Source organism: Kitasatospora fiedleri, from assembly GCF_948472415.1.
Classification (GTDB): Bacteria; Actinomycetota; Actinomycetes; order Streptomycetales; family Streptomycetaceae; genus Kitasatospora; species Kitasatospora fiedleri.
The window spans coordinates 6,747,608-6,764,111 of the sequence record NZ_OX419519.1; the positions used below are offsets into that span (position 1 = coordinate 6,747,608).

Genomic DNA, 16,504 nt, shown 5'->3' on the forward strand with positions numbered 1-16,504 from the left:
CCCGTACCTCCGTGGAATCCCACGTAGAATCCCGTCAGCAGGAAGGTACGGAGCGGCCGGAACCCGCTGCTACGAAATTCCACGGGATTCCACACTGGTTGGAACGCCTCACCCCAACGGCTCGGCGGCCGACGCGATCAGCGTCCGTGCGGCGGCCCCGTACACCGCCAGTTCGGCCAGTTCGGCGAAGGTCTCGGCGTACATCGCCACCTCGCTCGGCTGGGTGATCGTCAGGTAGCCCGAGATCAGTTCGACGTTCACCTGCGCGGCGTCGAAGATCCAGAATCCCTCTGCGGGCCAACGCAGCCGGTCGGGCCGCATCGGGACCACGCCCAGGCTGACGTTCGGGAGGGAGCCGGCCGTGGCCAGGTGGTGGAGCTGGTCCCGCATCACGGCAGCACCGCCGATGCCCGAGCGCAGTACCGACTCCTCCACCAGGAAGGCGAACCGCCGATCCCCCTCGTACATCACACGCTGGCGCTCCATCCGGGCCGCCACAGCGGCGGACACGTCGTCCATCAGGCCGCGTCGCTGCTGGATCGCCTGCAAGGCCGCGGTGGTGTATCCCGGGGTCTGGATCAGTCCGGGGATCAGCCACGACGAGTACGAGCGGAACCGGTGCGTGCGCTCGTACAGCGGGCGTCGGGCCTCTTGCGCCTGCTTCAGCCCGGCCCGTTCCATCCGCCGCCACTCCACGAACATGCTTGTTACGGCGCGGAGCGTGGCGATCAGGTCAGCCGCCCGCTCGGGGACCCCGCAGGCCTGGCACCAGGCCCTGACATCGTCCTCGGACGGCGGGGTATGGGCGTTCAGCAGGCGGCTGACCTTGGACGGGTACCAGCCACAGGCGATGGCCAGGTCCCGTCCCTTGAGTCCGGAGTCCCGCAGTATCTCGCGGAGTTGGTCCGCGAGGCTCTGCCGGCCACGCTGGACACTCGAAGATGCCGAATCGGCCATGTGTTCGGTCGCCGATCAGGCAGGGCGGTACTCCGCGTGCGGGACGGCTCGTTGCCAAGCAGCCTCGTAGGCCGCGAGGTAGCGGGACGCCAGGTCGGTGTCCTCCCGGACCTCCATCCCGGCCCCGGCCCACTGGCCGTCGCCGGTGAAGTGGTGCAGGATCACCACCCGCTCGTCCATGACCCACCCGTCCAGGCCAGGCAGCAGCAGGTCACCCGTCCGCGAGCGTGGCAGCCACCTGACCTCTTCGCCGGCCGCGACGTTCGGGAACGTCACGGCGTACTCGTACTTGATGTAGTCGGCCACCGGCTCCGAGACGATCCGCAGGCGGCGCATGACGACGCCCCGGGAGGTCGTCTCGGCCACCACGTCCAGCCACGACCGCCACCACGACTCCCGGTCGGCCGGGTCCAGCCGCTTGCCGTTCTGCCAGGCGATGAACTCCGGGTCGTCCAGCATGTAGCTGTCCCGCATCTCAAGGTGCACCGCAGAGCGCTGCGCCTTGGCGAGCTGTTCACGAACCGCTGTTGCCACGGGTGCTGTCCTCCGGCCGGGGGATGAACTGGAGCATGTTCGCAGGGAGCCGGATCACGGTCTCGTGGTCCGGCACATCGGTGGAATGGCCAGGGACCGAGCCCACCTCCTGCGCTTCCCGAACCGTGGCCTCGTCAGCCTTGTACGACTGGATGACCAGGTCTCCGGTCACGTTGTCCAGCCAGATGGTCGGAGAGCCGTCATCCGGCGTGTTCGGGTGGATGCCAAGGAACTTTAGGGCCATCTCGTCCTCCAGCGTCGCTCAGGTTCCACGTGGTTCCAAGGATGCGACCGAGGAGCGCGCCTGTCAGGCGTATCGCGTTCTGATGAGCTGTCAGTCGGTGGCGCCCATGATCCGACGGACCGTCGTCGCGCGCAGGCCGTAGGATGCGGCACCGAGCCGGCGCCCCTGGCGGCGCTGTTCGTTCGCCGCGACGCCGCGCCGCCGTTCCAGGGCCTTGAGGTCCCTCACGTTCGGGGCGTCCACGTGTCCCAGCTCTGGTCAGGCCATGCTCACCCGCAACATGTCGTGCGCGAGTGAGAAGGCTGTTCCGTCAGCCTTGGCGCGGAGGTAGCGGAGGTTGCTGGGGGAGAGGTGGACGCCGGTGGGGACGCGTTCGGTGATGGTGATGCCGAGGGCGGTGAGTTGGGCGGCCTTGTCGGGGTTGTTGCTGAGCAGGCGGATCGCGGGGGCGGCGAGGGTGGTGAGCATCTGGGCGGCGGGGGTGTAGTCGCGGCCGTCCTCGGGGAGGCCGAGGGCGGCGTTGGCCTGGTAGGTGTCGAGGCCGGAGTCCTGGAGGGCGTAGGCGTCGAGCTTGTTGTAGAGGCCGATGCCGCGGCCCTCCTGGCGGAGGTAGAGCAGGTAGCCGCCGGTCTCGGCGATCCGCTGGACGGATTCGCGCAGCTGGGGGCCGCAGTCGCAGCGGGCAGAGCCGAAGACGTCGCCGGTGAGGCACTCGGAGTGCAGGCGCACCAAGGGGGCGGTGGTCGGGGACGGGTCGCCCAGGGCGAGGGCGAGGTGTTCGGCGCCGTCGGCCAGGCCGTGGAAGGTGTGCACGTCGGCCTCGACCCGGTAGCCGTCGCCGAAGGCGAGCGGGACGCGCACGCGGGAGCGCACGGTGGCGGCGGGGAGCTGTCGGCTGGTCTCGGGGTGCGTCATGTCTGGTCCCTCCGGGGCCGCGGGTGGTGGTCGCCTGCGCTCGCGGTCCGGTGCGAGCCGTCACCAGGTTGTTCAAATTCGAACCGGATCGTGCTCGCCCGACGCTACACCGTGGTTCCAATTTGAACAACCGGCTTTCCCGGCCGCATTCCCCCGTCCCGCCCGTCCCGTCGTCCGTCCCGCCGCCCGTCCCGTCGTCCGTGCGGACGCGCCGCCCGCACGGACGCACCGCCCTCCCGTTCGGCCCACCAGCCCCCGGCTACCCGCCGGTATCCCGGCAAGGTGGAGGGGTGAGGCGGAGGGGCGGAGCGCGGGCCCGTCCGCGGCAGAGCGGTGCAGAGCGATCCTGGAGATGAACCGACCGTGAAGATCACCCAACCGAGCCCCGGCGCGCCCTGCTGGGTGGAGCTCGCCACCAAGGACCCGGCCGCCGCCAGGGCCTTCTACCACGAGCTGTTCGGCTGGCGCGCCGAGGCGGTGCCGGAGGAGGGGGCGGCGGGCTACTCCCGGCTCTACCTGGGCGAGCAGCTCGTCGCCGGGCTCAGCGGCCTGATGCAGCCGGACCAGCCCACCGCGTGGACCATCGGCTTCCACACCACCGACACCGACATCACCGCCGACGAGATCGCCGACGCCGGCGGCCGGCTGATCGCCGGGCCGATGGACGCCCTCGACTGGGGCCGGTTCGCGGTCGCCGCCGACCCCACCGGCGCGGTCTTCTCCACCTGGCAGCCCGCCGCGATGCGCGGGGTCGACGTGCGCGACGAGCCCGGCTCGCTCGGCTGGGTCGAGCTCGCCACCCGCGACCCGCGGGCCGCCGCCGAGTTCTACGGCCGGGTGTTCGGCTGGAGCGTCAACACCGGTGAGATGTACACCGAGTTCGGCCTGGGCGGCCGGGACTTCGGCGGCATGATGGACATGTCCGACCAATTCCCGGCCGAGGTCCCGCCCTACTGGATGCCGTACTTCGCGGTCGCCGACGCCGACCTCGGGGCCGAGCGCGCCGCCCTGCTCGGCGCCACCGTCACCCTCCCGCCCACCGACGTCCCCGACGGGCCGCGGCTGGCCGTCCTGCGCGACCCGCAGGGCGCGCTGTTCGGCATCCACGTGGTGGAGCCGGGCGACCGCGAGTAGCGCGGGCGGGCGCGGCTCAGACCCGGGCCGGGGGCGCGCCGGTGGGCGCCGAGGACGGCGGCGGGCCCGGGCGGCGCCGTTCGCGCAGCAGCGGCCCGGCGGCGGTCGCGGCCGCCGCCAGCACCACCGCCAGCGCCGTCAGCGGCACCCAGTCGCCCAGCCGGACGTACCAGGTGCGGGCCGCCGGGTCGGCCAGCGCCAGCTGGACCGTCGCCGCGCCGGTCTCGTCGGTGTCCAGCCGCACCAGCCGCCGGCCCTGCGCGTCGTACGCCACGGACTCGCCGGTCAGCGCCGCCTGCACCACCGGCCGGCCGGTCTCCGCCGCCCGCAGCGCGCCCAGCGAGGCGTGCTGGGCCGGGGCCCAGGTGGACTGGAAGGTCGACGTCGCCGACTGGTAGACGATCAGCGCGGCACCCTGCCGGGCGCTGGTGCGCGACAGGTCGGGGAACGCCGACTCGAAGCAGATCAGCGCGCCCACCGGCAGCGGACGCCCGTCCCGGTCGGCCACCGGCAGCAGGTGCACCGAGCTGCCCGGCGCCCGGTTCTCGCCCGCCGCCGCGCTCACCCCGGCGATCCAGCCCAGCAGCGGGCGCAGCGGGATGTACTCGCCGAACGGCACCAGCCGGATCTTCCGGTAGCGCGCCACCAGGCCCGAACCGTCCACCAGCACCGCGTCCTTGGAGATCCGGCCGTCGGCCTTCCGGGCGTCCTCGCCGACCAGCAGCTGCGCGCCGGTGGTCCGCGAGAGCGCCGCCAGCCGCTGCACCGTCGCGGCGTCCCGGTCCAGGTCGTCGGTGGTCGAGCTCTCGCCCCACACCACCAGGTCCACCGGGCGGCCGACCAGGCTGCGGGTGATCTTGACGTTCGCCTCCAGCCGGGCCTGCTCGTCCGCGGTCGAGCCGACCTGGACGAGCGCCACCGAGGCCGAACCGGAGGTCGCCGGGGCGGCCTGCTCGGCGAACGCCAGCGGACCCGCCAGGACGACGGCCAGCGCGGCCGCCCCCGCCGCCGCGCGCAGCCGCAGCTCGTGCGCGCACAGCAGCACCAGCAGCGCCGTGTTGACCGCGACCAGCGCCCAACTCACCAGCCACACCCCGCCGATCGAGGCCAGGCCGAGCACCGCCGGGTGCTCCCACTGGGTGGCGCCGAGCAGCGCCCACGGCCCGCCCAGCGCGCCCCAGGAGCGGACGAACTCCGCACTCACCCACACCGCGGGCAGCACCGCGAGCGCCGCCGCCGCCCGGCGCGGCGCCGGCTCGCCGTGCAGCAGCCACCACACGGCCAGGCCCAGCGGCGCCTGCAACGCGCCGAACAGCACCGCCAGGACGGGCAGCGCCGGGCCGATCGACGGGATCAGCCAGTACATCCCGGTCAGGATGAACCCGGCGCCGAACCACCAGCCGCGCACCGCCGCCTCGCGCGGCCCGTCCGCCGCCCGCATCAGCAGCAGGCCCGGCACCAGCGCCGCCCAGGCCAGCCAGGCCAGGCCGACGCCGGGAAAGGTCAGGACGGGCAGTGCGCCCGAGGCCAGCGCGCCGTAGCGGGCCGGTTGGGTGAGTGCGGTTCGCAGGCTCATGCGGAGATTGTCCGCCCGGGAGGGCGGGAAGACACCCCTATTCGATCATCGGCATGTCAGGGACGCCCCCCTCATGCCCCGATCCCGCGGGCTCACTCGCCCTCCAGATCACCTTCCGTCTCCAGCAGCACCTGCCGCAGCTCGTCCAGCAGCGCCGCGTCCGGCTCCGCCCACAGGCCGCGCCCGGCGGCTTCCAGCAGGCGCTCGGCGATGCCGTGCAGGGCCCACGGGTTGGCCTCGGCGAAGAACGCGCGGTTGACCGGGTCGAGCACGTACTCCTCGGTCAGCTTCTCGTACATCCAGTCGGCGACCACCCCGGTGGTCGCGTCGTAGCCGAACAGGTAGTCGACGGTCGCGGCCATCTCGAACGCGCCCTTGTAGCCGTGCCGCCGCATCGCCTCCAGCCAGCGCGGGTTGACCACCCGGGCCCGGAAGACCCGGGCCGCCTCCTCGGTCAGGGTGCGGGTGCGCACCGTCTCGGGGCGGGTCGAGTCGCCGATGTACGCGGCCGGGCTGCTGCCGGTCAGCGCCCGGACGGTGGCCACCATGCCGCCGTGGTACTGGAAGTAGTCGTCCGAGTCGGCGATGTCGTGCTCGCGGGTGTCGGTGTTCTTGGCCGCCACCGTGATCCGCCGGTACGCGGTCTCCATCTCCTCGCGCGCGGGCCGCCCGTCCAGGCCGCGCCCGTACGCGTAGCCGCCCCACACCGTGTACACCTCGGCCAGGTCGGCGTCGGTGCGCCAGTCCCGGCTGTCGATCAGCTGGAGCAGGCCCGCGCCGTAGGTGCCCGGGCGGGAGCCGAACACCCGGACGGTGGCCCGGCGTTCGTCGCCGTGCTCGGCCAGGTCGGCCTGCACGTGGGCCCGGACGAAGTTCTGCTCGTCCGGCTCCTCCTGGCGGGCGGCGAGGCGCACCGCGTCGTCCAGCAGCGCCACCACGTGCGGGAAGGCGTCCCGGAAGAAGCCCGAGATGCGCAGCGTCACGTCGATCCGCGGGCGGCCCAACTCGGCCGGCGGGACCGGCTCCAGGCCGGTCACCCGGCGTGAGGCGTCGTCCCACACCGGGCGCACGCCCAGCAGGGCCAGCGCCTCGGCGATGTCGTCGCCCGCGGTGCGCATCGCCGAGGTGCCCCAGAGCGAGAGGCCCACCGACGGCGGGAACTGCCCGTCGTTGTCGGCCCGGTAGCGCTCGACCAGCGAGGCGGCCAGCGCCTGGCCGGTCTCCCAGGCCAGCCGGGACGGGACGGCCTTCGGGTCCACCGAGTAGAAGTTGCGGCCGGTGGGCAGCACGTTGACCAGCCCGCGCAGCGGCGAACCGGACGGGCCGGCCGGGACGAAACCGCCCTGGAGGGCGTGCAGCACCGCGTCCAACTCGTCGGTGGTGGCGGCCAGTCGGGGCACCAGCTGGGCCGCCGCGAAGTCCAGCACGTCGGCGACGGCGGACGGCAGCCCGGCGGCGACCTTCTCCACCGCGGCCGGGTTCCAGTCCTCCGCCTCCATCGCCTCCACCAGCGCGCGGGCCTTCGCCTCCGCCGCGTCCGTCGCGCCCAGCGACAGCGCCGCCTCGTCCAGGCCCAGCGCCTCGCGCAGGCCCGGCAGCGCGCGCACGCCGCCCCAGATCTGCCGGGCCCGCAGGATCGACAGCACGATGTTCACCCGGTCGGTGCCCGCCGGGGCCTGGCCCAGCACGTGCAGGCCGTCGCGGATCTGCGCGTCCTTCACCTCGCACAGCCAGCCGTCGACGTGCAGCAGGAAGTCGTCGAAGCCGTCGTCCTCCGGGCGCTCGTCCAGGCCCAGGTCGTGGTCGAGCTTGGCGGCCTGGATCAGCGTCCAGATCTGCGCCCGGATCGCGGGCAGCTTCGCCGGGTCCATCGCGGCGATGTTCGAGTGCTCGTCCAGGAGCTGTTCCAGGCGGGCGATGTCGCCGTAGGAGTCGGCGCGCGCCATCGGCGGCACCAGGTGGTCGACCAGGGTGGCGTGCGCCCGGCGCTTGGCCTGGGTGCCCTCGCCCGGGTCGTTCACCAGGAACGGGTAGACCAGCGGCAGGTCGCCGAGCGCGGCGTCCGGGCCGCACTCCGCCGACAGCGCCGCCGTCTTGCCCGGCAGCCACTCCAGGTTGCCGTGCTTGCCCAGGTGCACCACCGCGTGCGCGCCGAAGCCGCCGTCCGCGCGGTCCGCCGCGATCCACCGGTAGGCCGCCAGGTAGTGGTGGCTGGGCGGCAGGTCCGGGTCGTGGTAGATCGCCACCGGGTTCTCGCCGAAACCGCGCGGCGGCTGGATCAGCACCAGCAGGTTGCCCGAGCGGATCGCGGCCAGCACGAGGTCGCCGTCCGGGTTGTGCGAACGGTCCACGTACAGCTCGCCCGGCGCCGGGCCCCAGTGCTCCTCCACCCGCGCGCGCAGCCCCTGCGGAAGGGTGGCGTACCAGCGCCGGTAGTCGGCGGCCGGGATGCGCACCGGGTTGCGCGAGAGCTGGTCCTCGGTCAGCCACGCCTGGTCGTAGCCGCCCGCCTCGATCAGCGCGTGGATCAGCGCGTCGCCCTCGTGGCCGCCCCCGGTGCCGGTGTCCAGGCCGGGCAGGCCGTCGCCGAGGTCCATGCCCTCCGCGCGCAGCCGCTCCAGCAGCCGGATCGCCGACGCCGGGGTGTCCAGGCCCACCGCGTTGCCCACCCGGGCGTGCTTGGTCGGGTACGCGGACAGCACCAGGGCGAGCCGGCGCTCGGCCGCCGGAGTGTGCCGCAGCAGGGCGTGCCGCACCGCGATGCCCGCGACCCGCGCCGCCCGCTCCGGGTCCGCCGCGTAGACCGTCAGGCCGTCCTCGTCGACCTCCTTGAACGAGAACGGGACGGTGATCAGCCGGCCGTCGAACTCCGGCACCGCGACCTGCGTCGCCGTGTCCAGCGGCGACAGGCCGTCGTCGCTGGACTCCCACTGGGCCCGCGACCAGGTCAGGCAGAGGGCTTGGAGAATCGGACGGTCGAGGGCGGCCAACGCCCCCGCGTCCCAGGCTTCCTCGTCCCCGCCCGCCTGCGCGTCCGCCGGGCGGGTGCCGCCCGCCGCCAGCACGGTCGTCACGATCACGTCGGCCGCGCCCAGCTCCGCCAGCAGCTCCGGCTCCGCCCCGCGCAGCGACGCGCAGAAGTACGCCCGGGCCCGGGCGCCCCGGTCCTCGACCGCCCGGCAGAGCGTCTCGACGAACGCCGTGTTGCCGCTCATGTGGTGCGCCCGGTAGTAGAGCACCGCGACGACCGGGCCCTCGGTGGTGCGCGCCTCCCGCTCCAGCGGACCCCAGGCCGGGGCCGAGGCCGGGGGCGCGAAGCCGTGGCCGGTCAGCAGCACCGTGTCGGACAGGAACGCGCCCAGCTCCGCCAGGTTCGCCGGACCGCCGTGCGCCAGGTACGCGTGCGCCTCCGCCGCGATGCCCGCCGGGACGGTCGACAGCTCCATCAGCTGCGCGTCCGGCGCCTGTTCACCGGTCAGCACCACCACCGGGCGCGGCCCCGCCAGCAACGCGTCCAACCCCTCCTGCCAGGCCCGGCGCCCGCCCAGCAGGCGCACCACCACCAGCTCCACGCCCTCCAGCAGCGCGGGCAGCTCCTCGGGCGACAGCCGCGCCGGGTTGCCCCAGCGGAACGGCACCGGGCCGCTCGACGCCCGGGCGCTCAGCAGGTCGGTGTCGGACGTGGACAGCAGCAGGATCATGCGGAGGCCCTCCCGGGCGTCTCGGACAGCTCGGACAGCTCGGACAGCACGGGGCGGACGACGTGGGACAGCCCGGCACGGGCGGCGTGGGACGGCCCGGCGACGGCGGGCACCCGCCGGGGCGCGGGCATGCGGCAGCGCATGGAACAGCCTTCCTCGGGGTCCTCGCCCCGGGCGGTGGAGGACGGCCGGAGTTCCTGGCTCCCGCGGCTCACTGAGCCGCGGTCACAGTGGCGGGACCGCCCCGGATTCGCACCGGACTTCCTCCGCTGTGCCGTCGCTGGCAGCGGACGCCCCGAGAGGCGCCCGGCAGCATCGTACGGGGTGATCGGCCCCCGGGGGAGTGTGACCTGTGACGCTGACCGAAACCCGACCGTTCGCGCCCCCGCCCCGGGGCCGCCCCGCCCTGAGCTGCGCAATCGCCCGCCCGGCCGGACCGCGGGCGCGACGCCCGAGCGGACCGCGGGTGTGACGCACGAGGCGGTGGCGCGCCCGCACCCGATGGGTATGCTCGCCGCCATGCCACCCACACCCGACGCCGCCCAGGCACCCTCCGTCGGGCCCGACCGAGGCCGCGCCGACGCCTGCCCCGGCGCGCTCCGCCTGCACCCCGCCGAGGACGGCAACCTCGCCCGACTCCGCCTGCCCGGCGGGTTCCTGACGCACCGTCAGCTGCTCGCGGTCGCCGACGCCACCGACGCCCTCGGCGACGGCGAGGTCGAGATCACCTCGCGCGGCAACGTCCAGCTGCGCGGCCTCGCCGACGGCTGCGCCGCCGACCTCGCCGAACGGCTGCGCGCCGTCGGCCTGTTGCCCTCCGACACCCACGAGCGCGTCCGCAACGTGGTCGCCTCGCCGCTCGCCGGGCTCGACGGGCGGGGCGTCGGCGGAGACGAGATCGCGCACTGGGTGCGGGAGTTGGACCGGGCGCTGTGCGCCGCGCCGTGGGCCGCCGGGCTGTCCGGCAAGTTCCTGTTCGCCCTCGACGACGGCCGCGGCGACGTCGCCGCGCTGAACGCCGATGTGACCTTGATCGCAGTCGGCGCCGGCCGCGCCCTGCTCCGCCTCGGCCGGGCCCGCCGCGCCACCGCCGTCGACGCCCCCGTCCCGGCCGCGCTCGACGCCGCCCGCCGCTTCCTCGACCTCGCGGCCGGCCGGGCCTGGCACCCGCGCGAACTCCAGGCCGAGCTGCCCGAGGGCGACGTCCCGCTGCCCCCGTTCGCCGGGGAGCCGCCCGCGCTCGGCGCGGTGGAGCCGGTGGGCGCGGCGGGCGCGGCGGTCGGCGGCCTCTCGGTCGGCCTGCGGTTCGGGCGGGCGAGCAGCGCGCAGTGGCGGCTGCTCGCGGCGGCGCTGGGCGAGGGGGCCCGGGACGGCGAGGACGGCGGGGGCCCGCGGGCCGCCCGGCTCACCCCCTGGCGCGGCGTCGTGCTGCCCGGCGCCGACGGCTCCTGGCTGCCGCGGCTGGCCGACGCCGGATTCCGCACCGCCCCCGGCGGCCCCTGGGAGGGCGTCACCGCCTGCACCGGCCTGCCCGGCTGCGGGAAGTCCCTGGCCGACGTCCGCGCCCAGGCCGCCCGGGCCGTCGCCGACGTCCCCGCCGAAGGGCTGCCCGTCCACTGGTCCGGCTGCGCCCGCCGCTGCGGACACCCCGCCGGGCGCTGGGTCGACGTGCTGGCCACCGCGGCCGGACACCGCGTCACCGTCGACGGCACCGTGCGCGACACCGAAGAGAACGAAACGGCCGAGGCAGTCGCCGAAGCCCGGAACACCCCATGGCGGAGGCCCAAATGATCGACTACGAGAAGGACGGCGCGGCCATCTACCGCCAGTCCTTCGCCACCATCCGGGCCGAGGCGGACCTCGCCCGCCTGCCCGCCGACGTCGCCCGGGTCGCGGTCCGGATGATCCACGCCTGCGGCATGACCGACCTGGTCGACGACCTGCTCTGGTCGCCGAACGCCGTCGCCGACGCCCGCCGCGCCCTGCTCGACGGCGCGCCGATCCTGTGCGACGTCAACATGGTCGCCAGCGGCGTGACCCGCAAGCGGCTGCCCGCCGACAACGAGGTGCTCTGCACCCTCACCGACCCCGCCGTCCCGGAACTCGCCCGTGCCATGGGCACCACCCGCAGCGCCGCCGCGATGGAACTGTGGCTGCCCCGGCTGGAGGGCGCGGTCGTCGCCGTCGGCAACGCCCCCACCTCGCTGTTCCGCCTGCTGGAGCTGGTCGAGGCGGGCGCGCCCCGGCCCGCCGCCGTGATCGGCGTCCCGGTCGGCTTCATCGGCGCCGCCGAGTCCAAGCAGGCCCTCGCCGACCACCCCTCCGCCCTGGAACACCTGGTGGTCCGGGGCCGCCGCGGCGGCAGCGCGATCGCCGCCGCCGCCATCAACGCGATTGCGAGCGAAGAAGAATGACGGACAGTCAGCAGAGCGGCCGCGGCGTCGGCCGGCTGTACGGTGTCGGCGTCGGACCGGGCGACCCGTCGCTGGTCACCGTGCGCGCCGCCGAACTCATCGGCAAGGCCGACGTCATCGCCTATCACTGCGCCCGGCACGGCCGCTCGCACGCCCGTGCCATCGCCGAACGGTACCTGACGGGCAGTCAGGTCGAAGAGCGGCTGATGTACCCCGTCACGGTGGAGACCACCGACCACCCCGGCGGCTACCGCGGCGCGCTCGACGACTTCTACCAGGAGGCCGCCGCCCGGCTCGCCGCCCACCTCGACGCCGGACGCGACGTCGTCGTCCTCGCCGAGGGCGACCCGCTGTTCTACGGCTCCTACCAGCACATGCACAAGCGGCTCGCGCACCGCTACCCGACCGAGGTCGTCCCCGGCGTCACCTCGATCAGCGCCGCCGCCGCCCGGCTGGGCACCCCGCTGGTCGAGGCCGAGGAGATCCTCACGATCATCCCCGGCACCCTCCCCGAGGAGGAACTCGCCGCCCGCCTCGCCGCCACCGACTCCGCCGTCGTCATGAAGCTCGGCCGGACCTTCCCCGCCGTCCGCCGCGCCCTGGAGCGCACCGGCCGGCTGGCGGACGCCCGCTACGTCGAGCGCGCCACCATGGACGGCGAACGCACCGGGGCGCTCGCCGAGATCGACCCGGAGAGCGTGCCGTACTTCTCGGTCGCCGTGCTGCCCAGCAAGGTCGCCGCGCTCGACTCCGCGGGGCGGCCCTTCGCGCCCCCGGTCCAGGACGCCCCGGCCCGGCACGCCTCGACGCAGGACGACCCGGCGGCGGTCGGCGAGGGCGAGGTGGTGGTGGTCGGGACCGGTCCCGCCGGGCCGCTCTGGCTCACCCCCGAGGCGCGCGGCGCCCTCGCGAACGCCACCGACCTGGTCGGCTACACCACCTACCTGGACCGGGTGCCCGTCCGCGCCGGGCAGGTCCGGCACGGCTCCGACAACAAAGTCGAGGGCGTCCGGGCCGAGTTCGCCCTGGAGCTGGCCCGGCGGGGTCGCCGGGTCGCCGTGGTCTCCTCCGGCGACCCCGGCGTCTTCGCGATGGCCACCGCCGTCCTCGAAGCCGCCTGCGAGGACCCCTACCGGGACGTCCCCGTGCGGGTCCTGCCCGGCATGACCGCCGCGCACGCCGCCGCCTCCCGGGCCGGGGCGCCGCTCGGCCACGACTACGCGGTGATCTCGCTCTCCGACCGGCTCAAGCCCTGGGAGGTGATCGCCCGCCGGCTGCGCGCCGCCGCCGAGGCCGACCTGGTCCTCGCGCTGTACAACCCCGGCTCCACGTCCCGCACCACGCAGGTCGGTTCGGCCCGCGACCTGCTGCTGGAGTACCGCTCCCCGGAGACCCCCGTGGTACTGGCCCGGGACGTCGGCGGCCCCACCGAGCGGGTCCGCACCGTCGAACTCGCCGCGCTCGACCCGGCGGACGTCGACATGCGCACCCTGCTGCTGGTCGGCTCCACCCGGACCCGGTGGGTGCGGCGCGGCGGCGGGGCCGAGGTGGTGTGGACGCCGCGCCGCTACCCCGACGCGTAGCGGGGGCGGGGTGGTCGGCGGCGCGTCAGGCCGGGCGGGCCCGGCAGCGGTCCAACTGCCGGACCCAGTCGGCCGCCCCGGCGACGTCCGGGGCGGTGCGCACGCCCTCCGGGGCGGCCGGGCGCTGCACCACGACCACCGGCAGGCCCAGTTCGCGGGCGGCGGTCAGCTTGGGGGCGGTGGCGGCGCTGCCGCTGTCCTTGGTCACCAGCACCTCGATGCGGTGCGCGCGCAGCAGCGCGCGCTCCCCGTCCAGGGTGAACGGGCCGCGCTCCAGCAGCACGTCGGTGGCGGCGGGCATCGGCGGCTCGGGCGGCTCGACCGAGCGGGCCAGGAAGGTCAGGCCGTCCAGGTGCGCGAAGGCGGCGATGCCCTGGCGGCCGGTGGTCAGGAACACCCGGGTGCCGAGCGCGGGCAGCGCCTGCGCGGCGGCGGCCAGGCTCGGCACCGGGCGCCAGCGGTCGCCGTCCTGCGGGGCCCAGCCGGGGCGGCGCAGCGCCAGCAGCGGGGTGCCGGTCTCGGCGGCGGCCAGCGACGCGTTGCGGCTGATCCGCTCGGCGAACGGGTGGGTGGCGTCCAGCAGCGCGTCCACGGCGTGCGCGCGCAGCCAGGCGGCCAGGCCGGACGGGCCGCCGAAGCCGCCGATCCGGACCTCCCCGACGGGCAGCCGGGGCCGGGCCACCCGCCCGGCCAGCGAACTGGTCACCCGCAGCGCCGGATCGGCCGCCAGGACGTCCGCCAGCCGGCGGGCCTCGCTGGTGCCGCCGAGGATCAGGACGTGCATGACGGGCTCCCGGGGCCGCTGCGGTCAGGACACACCACCCTAACCGGGCGGTCGGGACGGCCGGCGTGGGACGGTGGGGCGGCAGGAGCGGGGCAGGGTGGACGAGTCGACGAGGGCGGACAGCGGTGAGCGGTGAGGTGTGGAACGGCGCTCCGGCGGCCGGTGGCGGGGCGGCCGGTGGCGGGGCGGCCGAGGGCGGGCGCCGGGGCCAGTTGCGCAGCAGCGGGCTGCGGCCCGGCTGGACCACGGGGGCGTGCGCGACGGCGGCGACCAAGGCGGCGTACACGGCCCTGCTCGGCGGCGGCTTCCCGGACCCGGTGGTGATCACGCTGCCGAAGGGGGAGCGGCCCGCGTTCGCGCTGGCGGTGGAGGAGGTGGCGGCGGGCCGGGCCAGCGCCGGGGTGGTGAAGGACGCGGGCGACGACCCGGACGTGACGCACGGCGCGCTGGTGCGCGCCACGGTGCGGCCGGGCCCGGCGGGCAGCGGGGTGGTGTTCCGGGCCGGCCCGGGGGTGGGGACGGTCACCAAGCCGGGCCTGCCGCTGGCGGTCGGCGAGCCGGCCGTCAACCCGGTGCCCCGGCAGTTGATCCGCGAGGCGGTCGCCGAGGTGGCCCGGGAGTTCGGGGCGTCCGGCGACGTGGAGGTGGAACTGTCCGTCGACCGCGGCGAGGAGATCGCCCGGCACACCTGGAACCCGCGGCTGGGCATCCTCGGCGGCCTGTCCATCCTCGGCACCACCGGCGTCGTCGTCCCCTACTCGTGCTCGGCCTGGATCGACTCGATCCGCCGCGGCATCGACGTGGCCCGGGCCGCCGGGCACACCCACGTCGCGGGCGCGACCGGCTCGACCTCGGAGAAGGTGGTGGTCGCCGAGTACGGGATGCCCGAGGACGCGCTGCTCGACATGGGCGACTTCGCCGGGGCGGTCCTGAAGTACCTGCGCCGCCACCCGGTGCCGCGGCTGACGGTCTGCGGCGGCTTCGCCAAGCTCTCCAAGCTCGCCGACGGCCACCTCGACCTGCACTCCGGCCGCTCCCAGGTCGACAAGGGCCGGCTCGCCGCGCTGGCCCGGGAGGGCGGCGCGCCCGAGGAACTGGTCGCCCGGGTCGCCGCCGCCAACACCGCCCTGGAGGCGGTGCAGTCGTGCGCGGCGGCGGGCGTCCCGCTCGGCGACCTGGTGGCCGAGCGGGCCCGCGCCACCGCCCTCGGCGTGCTGCTCGGCGCGCCCGTCACGGTCGACGTGATCTGCATCGACCGCGCGGGCACGATCGTCGGCCGGGCCGCCCCCGCCGGGCCCTGAGCGAACCTGACGGTCCGTCAACTCCCGTTCGGTGCACGGTTCTCGCGTACCGCCGCACGAAGGCCCCCGGTCCGCGCGGGACCGGGGCCTTCGCGGCGCCGGGGTCAGCCGGTGACGACGGCCTGGGCGTCGATCTCCACCAGCATCGGCTCCTGCGGGAGTTCGACGAAGATCGTGGTGCGACAGGGCTTCACGCCGCCCGGCGCGATGTTCTCCTCGATGAACCGGGCGTACACCTCGTTCATCAGCGGGAAGTCGGCCCGCTTGGTCAGGTAGACGCGGAACATCACCACGTCCTCGATGCTCGCGCCGCCGGCCTCGACGATCGCCTTGACGTTCTCCAGCGTGCGCCGGGTCTGCGCCTTCACGTCGCCGTGGTACAGGTACTCGCCGGTCGCCGGGTCCTGCGGGCCCTGGCCGGAGACCTGCAGGATCGGGCCCTTGCGCACGCCCTGGGAGAACATCCAGGCCGGGGCGGGCGCGCCGTCGGTACGGACCTCGATCTTGTCGCTCATGCGTCTTGCTCCAGAAGGTTGGTGACGGATCGTCAGTGGACGGTGCCGCGGGCCGGGAGGCCCGCGTCGGCGGAGATCGCCCGGGTGCAGGCGAGCAGCTGGGGGAGCAGGTCGAGCACCTGCTCGTAGCGGAGGACCACGTCCGGCACCGAGATCGACGCGGCGGCCACCACCCGGCCCGAGGCGTCCCGGATCGGCGCGGCCACGCAGTTGATGAACGCCTCGTGCTCGGCGTGGTCCTGCGCCCAGCCCTGCGCGGCGACCTGGTCCAGCTCGGCCAGCAGCGCCTGCGGGCTGGTGATCGTGCGCGGGGTGTGCACGGTGAACTCGATGCCGTCGACCACCCGGCGGCGCTCGACCGGCGGCAGGTCGGCCAGCAGCACCTTGGCCACCGCCGTGTTGTGCAGCGCCGCCCGCAGCCCGATCCGCGAGTACATCCGCACCGGGTGCCGGGAGTCGTACTTGTCGATGTACACCACCTCGCCGCCCTCGTACGCGGCCAGGTGCACGGTCTGGCCGGTCGCCGCGTTCAGCTCGGCGAGGTGCGGGGCGGCGGTGCGCCGGATGCCGCGCTGCTCCAGGGCGAGGCTGGAGAGCGCGAACAGGCCCGCGCCGAGGTGGTAGCGGTACTGCGCGTCGCGGTGGACGAAGCGCTCCTCCTCCAGGCTCTGCAGCAGCCGCAGCACGGTGGTCTTGTGCACGCCGATCAGGTCGGCCAGCTGGTCGAGGGAGCGTTCGCCCTCGCCGAGTTCGGCGAGCAGGCGCAGGGCGCGGGTGACGGTCTGGCTCATGGGTGGGTGTCCCGAGTGTTCTTCGAGGGTGCCGGGAGTGGGGGCGGGCGGTCGG

The 16,504-nt window shown here is 75.1% G+C and carries 16 protein-coding genes and 1 riboswitch; of the genes, 5 read left to right on the forward strand and 11 right to left on the reverse strand.

The window, feature by feature from the left end; translation table 11 throughout:
• Positions 1-108: 108 nt before the first annotated feature.
• The 5 genes from QMQ26_RS30475 to QMQ26_RS30495 form a co-directional block, all read right to left on the reverse strand.
• Positions 109-957 (reverse strand): helix-turn-helix domain-containing protein, encoded by an 849-nt coding sequence (locus tag QMQ26_RS30475; RefSeq protein WP_282203471.1) that lies wholly within the window; start codon positions 955-957, stop codon positions 109-111.
• Between the two features lie 15 nt (positions 958-972).
• Positions 973-1,491, reverse strand: coding sequence for a DUF6879 family protein (locus QMQ26_RS30480; RefSeq protein ID WP_404813992.1), 519 nt, complete (start codon positions 1,489-1,491; stop codon positions 973-975).
• Positions 1,472-1,735 (reverse strand): hypothetical protein, encoded by a 264-nt coding sequence (locus QMQ26_RS30485; protein ID WP_282203472.1) that lies wholly within the window; start codon positions 1,733-1,735, stop codon positions 1,472-1,474. Before QMQ26_RS30485 ends, QMQ26_RS30480 begins: the two co-directional genes overlap by 20 nt.
• 90 nt (positions 1,736-1,825) lie before the next feature.
• A complete protein-coding gene (locus QMQ26_RS30490; protein WP_282203473.1) occupies positions 1,826-1,978 on the reverse strand; it encodes a hypothetical protein in 153 nt (50 codons plus the stop codon).
• Between the two features lie 15 nt (positions 1,979-1,993).
• Entirely contained in the window at positions 1,994-2,650 is a 657-nt protein-coding gene (locus QMQ26_RS30495; RefSeq protein WP_282203474.1) for a GTP cyclohydrolase II, read from the reverse strand.
• Between the two features lie 363 nt (positions 2,651-3,013).
• Here QMQ26_RS30495 and QMQ26_RS30500 point away from each other — a divergent pair, with 363 nt between their 5' ends.
• A complete protein-coding gene (locus QMQ26_RS30500) occupies positions 3,014-3,784 on the forward strand; it encodes a VOC family protein (protein WP_100839420.1) in 771 nt (256 codons plus the stop codon).
• A 16-nt stretch (positions 3,785-3,800) separates the two neighbouring features.
• Here QMQ26_RS30500 and lnt read toward each other — a convergent pair whose 3' ends face one another.
• The 3 genes from lnt to QMQ26_RS30515 all read right to left on the reverse strand — a co-directional run bounded on the left by lnt (position 3,801) and on the right by QMQ26_RS30515 (position 9,204).
• A complete protein-coding gene (gene lnt, locus QMQ26_RS30505; protein WP_282203475.1) occupies positions 3,801-5,360 on the reverse strand; it encodes an apolipoprotein N-acyltransferase in 1,560 nt (519 codons plus the stop codon).
• 92 nt (positions 5,361-5,452) lie between these two features.
• Complete coding sequence (gene cobN / locus QMQ26_RS30510; RefSeq protein ID WP_282203476.1) at positions 5,453-9,061, reverse strand: cobaltochelatase subunit CobN; 3,609 nt, start codon at positions 9,059-9,061, stop codon at positions 5,453-5,455.
• A complete protein-coding gene (locus tag QMQ26_RS30515) occupies positions 9,058-9,204 on the reverse strand; it encodes a hypothetical protein (RefSeq protein WP_282203477.1) in 147 nt (48 codons plus the stop codon). The genes cobN and QMQ26_RS30515 overlap by 4 nt, the downstream gene beginning before the upstream one ends.
• A gap of 52 nt (positions 9,205-9,256) precedes the next feature.
• Positions 9,257-9,321, reverse strand: a riboswitch (cobalamin riboswitch).
• Positions 9,322-9,580: 259 nt separating this feature from the next.
• Here QMQ26_RS30515 and QMQ26_RS30520 point away from each other — a divergent pair.
• Genes QMQ26_RS30520 through QMQ26_RS30530 form a run of 3 tightly spaced genes read left to right on the forward strand, consistent with a single transcriptional unit; the run spans position 9,581 to position 13,058 of the window.
• Positions 9,581-10,852 carry a hypothetical protein gene (locus tag QMQ26_RS30520; protein ID WP_282203478.1) on the forward strand — a complete coding sequence of 424 codons (1,272 nt, stop codon included), beginning with the start codon at positions 9,581-9,583 and terminating at the stop codon, positions 10,850-10,852.
• A complete protein-coding gene (locus QMQ26_RS30525; protein ID WP_100839417.1) occupies positions 10,849-11,475 on the forward strand; it encodes a precorrin-8X methylmutase in 627 nt (208 codons plus the stop codon). Before QMQ26_RS30520 ends, QMQ26_RS30525 begins: the two co-directional genes overlap by 4 nt.
• Positions 11,472-13,058 (forward strand): precorrin-2 C(20)-methyltransferase, encoded by a 1,587-nt coding sequence (locus QMQ26_RS30530; protein ID WP_282203479.1) that lies wholly within the window; start codon positions 11,472-11,474, stop codon positions 13,056-13,058. The genes QMQ26_RS30525 and QMQ26_RS30530 overlap by 4 nt, the downstream gene beginning before the upstream one ends.
• 25 nt (positions 13,059-13,083) lie before the next feature.
• Here QMQ26_RS30530 and QMQ26_RS30535 read toward each other — a convergent pair whose 3' ends face one another.
• Positions 13,084-13,842, reverse strand: a complete 759-nt coding sequence (locus QMQ26_RS30535; protein WP_282203480.1) for a cobalt-precorrin-6A reductase — start codon at positions 13,840-13,842, stop codon at positions 13,084-13,086.
• 125 nt (positions 13,843-13,967) lie between these two features.
• On the opposite strand from QMQ26_RS30535, the gene QMQ26_RS30540 reads away from it, so the two are divergent.
• Positions 13,968-15,143 carry a cobalt-precorrin-5B (C(1))-methyltransferase gene (locus QMQ26_RS30540; RefSeq protein WP_404813994.1) on the forward strand — a complete coding sequence of 392 codons (1,176 nt, stop codon included), beginning with the start codon at positions 13,968-13,970 and terminating at the stop codon, positions 15,141-15,143.
• 104 nt (positions 15,144-15,247) lie between these two features.
• On the opposite strand, the gene QMQ26_RS30545 is transcribed toward QMQ26_RS30540, so the two are convergent.
• Positions 15,248-15,658, reverse strand: a complete 411-nt coding sequence (locus QMQ26_RS30545) for a RidA family protein (protein ID WP_282203481.1) — start codon at positions 15,656-15,658, stop codon at positions 15,248-15,250.
• A gap of 32 nt (positions 15,659-15,690) precedes the next feature.
• The gene (locus QMQ26_RS30550; protein ID WP_100839413.1) at positions 15,691-16,449 is read right to left on the reverse strand and encodes an IclR family transcriptional regulator; all 759 of its coding nucleotides are present in this window, start codon (positions 16,447-16,449) and stop codon (positions 15,691-15,693) included.
• Positions 16,450-16,504: the final 55 nt, after the last annotated feature.

What these genes read in the sequence shown, in the direction of transcription:
- QMQ26_RS30475 (WP_282203471.1), bottom strand. Translation starts at nt 957, where the DNA reads ATGGCCGATTCGGCATCTTCGAGTGTCCAGCGTGGCCGGCAGAGCCTC.
- QMQ26_RS30485 (WP_282203472.1), bottom strand. Translation starts at nt 1,735, where the DNA reads ATGGCCCTAAAGTTCCTTGGCATCCACCCGAACACGCCGGATGACGGC.
- QMQ26_RS30495 (WP_282203474.1), bottom strand. Translation starts at nt 2,650, where the DNA reads ATGACGCACCCCGAGACCAGCCGACAGCTCCCCGCCGCCACCGTGCGC.
- lnt (WP_282203475.1), bottom strand. Translation starts at nt 5,360, where the DNA reads ATGAGCCTGCGAACCGCACTCACCCAACCGGCCCGCTACGGCGCGCTG.
- cobN (WP_282203476.1), bottom strand. Translation starts at nt 9,061, where the DNA reads ATGATCCTGCTGCTGTCCACGTCCGACACCGACCTGCTGAGCGCCCGG.
- QMQ26_RS30515 (WP_282203477.1), bottom strand. Translation starts at nt 9,204, where the DNA reads ATGCGCTGCCGCATGCCCGCGCCCCGGCGGGTGCCCGCCGTCGCCGGG.
- QMQ26_RS30520 (WP_282203478.1), top strand. Translation starts at nt 9,581, where the DNA reads ATGCCACCCACACCCGACGCCGCCCAGGCACCCTCCGTCGGGCCCGAC.
- QMQ26_RS30525 (WP_100839417.1), top strand. Translation starts at nt 10,849, where the DNA reads ATGATCGACTACGAGAAGGACGGCGCGGCCATCTACCGCCAGTCCTTC.
- QMQ26_RS30530 (WP_282203479.1), top strand. Translation starts at nt 11,472, where the DNA reads ATGACGGACAGTCAGCAGAGCGGCCGCGGCGTCGGCCGGCTGTACGGT.
- QMQ26_RS30535 (WP_282203480.1), bottom strand. Translation starts at nt 13,842, where the DNA reads ATGCACGTCCTGATCCTCGGCGGCACCAGCGAGGCCCGCCGGCTGGCG.
- QMQ26_RS30545 (WP_282203481.1), bottom strand. Translation starts at nt 15,658, where the DNA reads ATGAGCGACAAGATCGAGGTCCGTACCGACGGCGCGCCCGCCCCGGCC.
- QMQ26_RS30550 (WP_100839413.1), bottom strand. Translation starts at nt 16,449, where the DNA reads ATGAGCCAGACCGTCACCCGCGCCCTGCGCCTGCTCGCCGAACTCGGC.